General features: G+C 57.6%; 4 protein-coding genes. All 4 read right to left on the bottom strand.

Annotated elements, in window-relative coordinates; genetic code table 11:
- The coding region (locus tag A3736_RS01105; RefSeq protein WP_067678138.1) for a DEAD/DEAH box helicase family protein at positions 1-2,662 on the bottom strand (2,662 nt) is incomplete at its 3' end.
- Positions 2,659-3,603: a hypothetical protein gene (locus A3736_RS01100; RefSeq protein WP_067678135.1), complete on the bottom strand. Its 945-nt coding sequence runs from the start codon at positions 3,601-3,603 to the stop codon at positions 2,659-2,661. The genes A3736_RS01105 and A3736_RS01100, both read right to left, overlap by 4 nt.
- Before the next feature lie 2 nt (positions 3,604-3,605).
- Positions 3,606-4,751 (bottom strand): restriction endonuclease subunit S, encoded by a 1,146-nt coding sequence (locus A3736_RS17275; RefSeq protein ID WP_067678132.1) that lies wholly within the window; start codon positions 4,749-4,751, stop codon positions 3,606-3,608.
- The coding region (locus tag A3736_RS01090) for a class I SAM-dependent DNA methyltransferase (RefSeq protein WP_156501907.1) at positions 4,748-5,542 on the bottom strand (795 nt) is incomplete at its 5' end. The genes A3736_RS01090 and A3736_RS17275, both read right to left, overlap by 4 nt.

The following is a 5,542-nucleotide window of genomic DNA, read 5'->3' as shown; positions in this document are numbered from 1 at the left end:
TGAACGACGCATCATTTTGAAGAAGAGCAAGCTGCCCCTTCAGGATGATATAGTCGAATTGCTTCGCGGCAATGTCAGTATCTTCACGGGCCGAAGGCAGCCCAGCGATCTCGCCGATTAGCACCTCGCGCTCATTCGAGCCGATGTCGTTCCATGCTTCGCGCTTCTGGAATTCCTCGACCTCCTTGCGCTTGGCGCGGACAAGGAAGTTGTCGAGGTTCATGGCAGCAACCTCGTCGAAAAGGTAGTCGCGCGTGTCCTTGTCTAGCTGCGCCAGACCGTGACCGCGTTCCTCATCGGACAAGCCTGCCAGTTGCATGGCGAGCTCTACGCGCGTGGTGAAAAGCTTCTCGTTAAGGGAGGTTGATTGCTTGGCCTCCTTCAGGTTTGGGTTCTCGTTGAAGAACTCGAAATTTTGGCAGTAGTCGAATATCAGGAATTCGGTCTTGTCCCGGCCAGGGCCGAACAGGTCTTTACGAAGGCGGGTACCGCGGCCGATCATCTGCCAGAATTTGGTTTTGGAGCGTACCACCTTGAAGAAGACGAGATTCAGCACCTCAGGCACGTCGATGCCGGTATCGAGCATATCGACCGAGATGGCGATGTGCGGCGGTTTGTCGGCAATTGAGAAATTGTCGATCAGCGATTGCGGGTATTCAACCGAGTAGTCGATCACGCGGGCAAACGAGCCCTTCAGATGCGGATAGTTGGCATCGAACCGTTCGGCGATGAACTGCGCGTGCTTGTGGTTCTTCGCGAAGATGATCGTCTTTCCAAGGCGATCTCCTTCGGCAACCTTAAGGCCGTTCACCATAAGGTGCTCAAGCACCTTGTCGACGGTGTCCTCGTTGAACAGCCATTTGTTGAGTGCAGCCGGATCGACATCGCCCTTGGGAAGCTGGCCCTCCCATTCGAGCAGATCCCACTTCTCCTTGTCCTCATCGGAGAGCTGATCGTATTTGATGCCCTCGCGCATGAAGCGGGTGGGCACCGAGATCGGCGTAGGCGGGACAAGGAAGCCGTCGGCCACCGCCTCATCGAGATCGTAGCTGTCGGTCGGCACGCCGCGCTCAAGCTCGAAGAGCGAATAGGTGTCGCGGTCAATCTCATCTCGGGGCGTCGCGGTCAGCCCGACGAGCAGGCTGTCGAAATAGTCGAAGATTGCGCGGTATTTGCGGTAAACCGATCGGTGCGCTTCATCGATCACGATGAGATCAAAATGCCCCGGGCCATAGCGCTTCTGCCCGTTCTGCATCTCATCGATCAGCCCCATCATCGTGGGGTAGGTCGCCACACATACGCGCGCGCCATTGTGGTCATTCTTCTTGGCGTCGTGCTTCTCGATCAGATTGGCGCTCGGCGTCGTCGGGATGTGCGCCTTGAAGGCGTTATGCGCCTGCTTCACCAGCGCCACGCGGTCGGCCAAAAACAGCACGCGCTTGCACCAATTGGCGCGCATCAGCTGATCGACCAGCGCGATTACGGTGCGGGTCTTGCCCGAGCCCGTCGCCATCACCAGCAGAGCCTTGCGCTGGCGGTCCTTCTCGAACGCCTCGCCTATCCGGCGGATGGCGCGGGTCTGATAATACCGCCCGGCAATATTCTCATCGATCTTGGTGGTCGCAATCGACCGGCGCGCGGCCTTGCGCTGGCGCCACAGCTCCAGCTCGTCCTTCTTGTAGAAGCCATGCACCTCGCGGGGCGGATAGGCTCCATCGTCCCACAGCCAATGCTTGTAGCCATTGGTGTAGTAGATCAGCGGTCGCACGCCGAACTGCTGCTCCAGGCAATCGGCATAGAGCTTGGCCTGCTGCTGGCCTTCACGCGGATCGCGCTTGGTGCGCTTGGCTTCGATCACCGCGAGCGGCTTGCCGTCATCGCCCCATAGGACATAGTCGACAAAGCCTTCGCCGGACGTGCTGGGCATGCCGGTGACGGGATATTCGCGGTCGCGCGGCTGGTCGAGCGGCCAGCCCGCCTCGGCCAGCAAGCGGTCGATCCAGATGTCGCGGGTTTCGGCTTCGTTGTAATCGTGGGTATCTTCGACCATGGCATTCTCGGCCTTGATCGCCTCGATCTGCGCCTGAAGCTCTTTGATCTGCGCATCGAGCGCGGCGCGGTCTTCCTCGCTCTTGATGCGGGAGGCCTGCTCTTCGGCTAGCGCTACTGCTGCTTCCTCGCGCTCCTTGGCGAGAGCCTGCAATTTCTTGAGGGTTGAAACCTCCACCTGCACCGCGCGGGGCAAGGCGGCCACTGAGAACTGCACGGCGGGATCGGGCTTGGCCCCGCGCGCATAGGTGCGCATCAGCCAGTAGCAGAAATCGAAGAGCTGCTTCAGGCAGTCGGTCGCGGACTTCTCGGGAACGGGCCGCGTTTCATGCACCGCGACGTTGCCCAGGTCCTTGATGATCCGCGCCTTGGTGACGAGCGCGTTGCCGACCAGAGAGCGGAACGTGCCCTCATGGATCAGCGCTGAAAGCGTCGGGTCATAGGGCGAATGCAGACTGCGGTCATGGTCATACATCCACTTGACCGCGCTTTCGAGCGCAAGTCGGGAATGAAAACAGCTCCCGCGCGGATCGGACAGGGCAAGCTTTTCCGCCTTCCTCGCGAGGCCATAAACCTCGGCAAATTCAGCTTGGAGGAAGGCGAACTGACTCATGCGGCTTCCCCGATTGAGTAGATATCGTCATAATTAAGTTGATCAGTCAGGTATGGCGCAAACCCAAACAGCACCACGCAGACGGAGACCAAATCACGCATTTCCATTTCGCGAATTTGATTGGCCGGCGTGCCACCATGCCTAATTCCGGGGTAGTTCGATGCGAAGCCGTACATATTTTTCATAGAGTCTTTGATTCGATCGTGCGGCCAAGTGCCGACTTGATCGCAAATCTGCCCAAGTGTGTTGCCCGTCACATTCGGAGCAATTTGACCAATCGCTTCTAAAAAATTTGTCTGCTTGGCGATGCAGGTCTTGATTCTGTTCGGCGTCCGTTCGGCTGTCAGGTCGCGTAGGGCGTCCTCAAATTCATGGAATGCCGTGGCCAGATGCGGATCAGTCTGAGCGGCGGCCTTGAGATTTCGCACTACTCGGGCAAAAATTCCCGGCAGTGTTGGATGCATCGAGAAGGGTCGGCGAAGATCATATCGCAGGCTGTACTTGTCGATGAAGGCTTCAACGAGATTGAAGTAGCGGTTGCTTAATGCATCGCCGCCAATATCGCGAACCCGGCCATGCACTGCGGCCAAGGCGGCCAATGCCTTGCTTTCACTAGTGATGTGCAGCGGCAACTCGGTACGCAACCACCGGCGTGCTTTCGAATTTCCTGAGACGGCTTGCTCATAGTGCGAACGAGCCGCCCCAAAGTCGTCAAGCGCCTTGTTATAAGCCTCCTCCGCCGCAATTTCATTGGGGTCCGTCAGCCTACCGTCCTCATCAAATTGTGTCGGCTCAGCAGGTTCAGCAGGAGGAATTGGCAAGGGGATGATCGCATCATAGAGCTCTGAGAAAAGCTCGGTTGGCGCGCCCTTGTGCTTCGAAAGCTTGACGAAAACCTCCGACCAGACCTTGTCCCATACATTGAGAAGCTCGCCGCGCATGATTACAGCTCCCCTTGGAAGGCGCGGTGTTGGAGGCTGGCGAAAAGTCCATCGAGCCGATTTGCGTGCGCGACGATTTCATTTTGGACCGACCGCGCGGAATCGATGGCGTCCACAAAACGCCGCTGATCATCCAATGCAGGAAGCAAAATCTGCATCTCTTTCATTTGAGTAGCAGTGAGCTGCGGGACCGCCGAGCCGCTGTTTGCCCCCTTCAATTTGGCCTGCACGGAAGGGAAGGAAATATATTCCCTAAGGAATCTGGGAAGAACAGTGGCTTTTGCCCTAATGATCATCATCTGGGCGTTGATGAAGCCAGTCTCATATTGGCAGTCGAAGAGTGCGCATTGCCCAAGGGTTCCGCGCAACGTGATTACCAGATCACCTCGCTGAAGCTTTCCTCGCGATAGCGAACGAAATTTCGCTTCGTTAATGAACTGAGCCTTCGTGAAATCTAGCTCGCCAGCCCTAATGTTCGTAGTGTTGAGAAATAGAATCCCTTCGTCTTTGATGTCATTTCCGCTGGGGTAATTTGAAGAGCGATCGCCATTGATGAGCTCAGCGATATCGATGAGTCTGCTTGCGAGCCTATTCGATGGAGCAACGGGATCGCCAAACATCTCGTGAAAGATGGCTTGCCCTAGTTGGTTGAGTCGGTCGATGGCGCGCTGGCGCTTGCAGCGCAGCTCGTCCGCCTGATCAAGGATCGCCGCAATCCGCTTTTGCTCGTCGAGCGAAGGTAGCGGGATTTCAATCTCGTTGATTTGCTTGGCCGACAGATGCTTGACCGTCACAAAATTGGATCGATCTTCGATATCCTTCAAGGCTTTGGGCAAAAACCAAAACAGATACTGCTCGTCCAGTTGCTGTGACGCTGCACGAACCCGGCAAACGCGCTGATTGAGAAGGGCTGGCCCACCTGCCCAGCGCGCGCAATTGAATTCACCGTCCATTCCAACGAGCAGGTCGCCGTCGGAAAGCACAAAGCGGGCATCGTAGTCGCCGTCGAAGTAGGTTTGTGATCTAGCGGGTTTCACGTCCCTTATGCGTACTAGGGGAAGCCCCTGGCCTTCATCATTGAAGCGGTCTGACTTAAAGGCGAAGCCTGATAGAATTTCGACGTGATCGCCCAGTTGTCCCGTTCTCATCCCAGCATCGCCTCCAGCTTAGCGAGGCCGTCGCTGATTTCCTGCTCCAGCGTCCGCAATTCCTTGATGATGTCGGCGGGCTTGTCGTGCGTGACTTCCATGTGCTCGACCTGCTTGTAGCGGTTGAGCGAGAGGTCATAGGTGCCGGTCGCGGCGATTTCGTCCTTGGGCACGGTGAAGCTCTGCGCAGTGCGCGGGTTCTCACGCTCGTCACCGTCGCGCTTGCCCCAGCGGATCAGCACATCGGGCAGGTTGTTCTTGGCATGCTCCTCTGCCGACAACGGCGAGGTGAATTGCAGACCTAGCTTCTCCTCCGGCAACAGCGCTGTGCGCTTGTCGTCCAGCGAGTAGCCATCGGCCTGCATGTCGTAGAACCAGACATGATCCGTCCCGCCTACGCCGGTCTTGGTGAAAAACAGAACGGCGGTCGACACGCCCGCATAGGGCCGGAACACGCCCGAGGGCAGTTTCAGCACGCCTTCGAGCTTGTGCTTCTCGACCAGCAGCTTGCGCAATTCCTGGTGCGCCTTGGATGATCCGAACAGCACGCCATCGGGCACTACCACCGCCGCGCGTCCGCCCGTTTTGAGCAAGCGCAGGAACAGGGCGAGGAACAGCAGCTCGGTCTTCTTCGTCTTGACGATCTGTTGGAGGTTCTTGGCGGTCGCATCGTAATCGAGCGATCCAGCAAAGGGCGGATTGGCGAGGATCAGGCTGTACCTGCCCGCATCCTTGCCATGCTCTTCGGCCAGGCTGTCGCGGTAGCTGACATCGGGATTGTCCACCCCGTG

Source organism: Erythrobacter sp. HI0063 (assembly GCF_001635685.1).
In the GTDB taxonomy this organism is placed as follows: domain Bacteria; phylum Pseudomonadota; class Alphaproteobacteria; order Sphingomonadales; family Sphingomonadaceae; genus Qipengyuania.
This window is presented reverse-complemented; position numbering and strand designations above follow the sequence as displayed.

Excerpts from the sequence above, each read along its gene's own strand:
- A3736_RS01100 (WP_067678135.1), bottom strand. The coding sequence starts at position 3,603 with ATGCGCGGCGAGCTTCTCAATGTATGGGACAAGGTCTGGTCGGAGGTT.
- A3736_RS17275 (WP_067678132.1), bottom strand. The coding sequence starts at position 4,751 with ATGAGAACGGGACAACTGGGCGATCACGTCGAAATTCTATCAGGCTTC.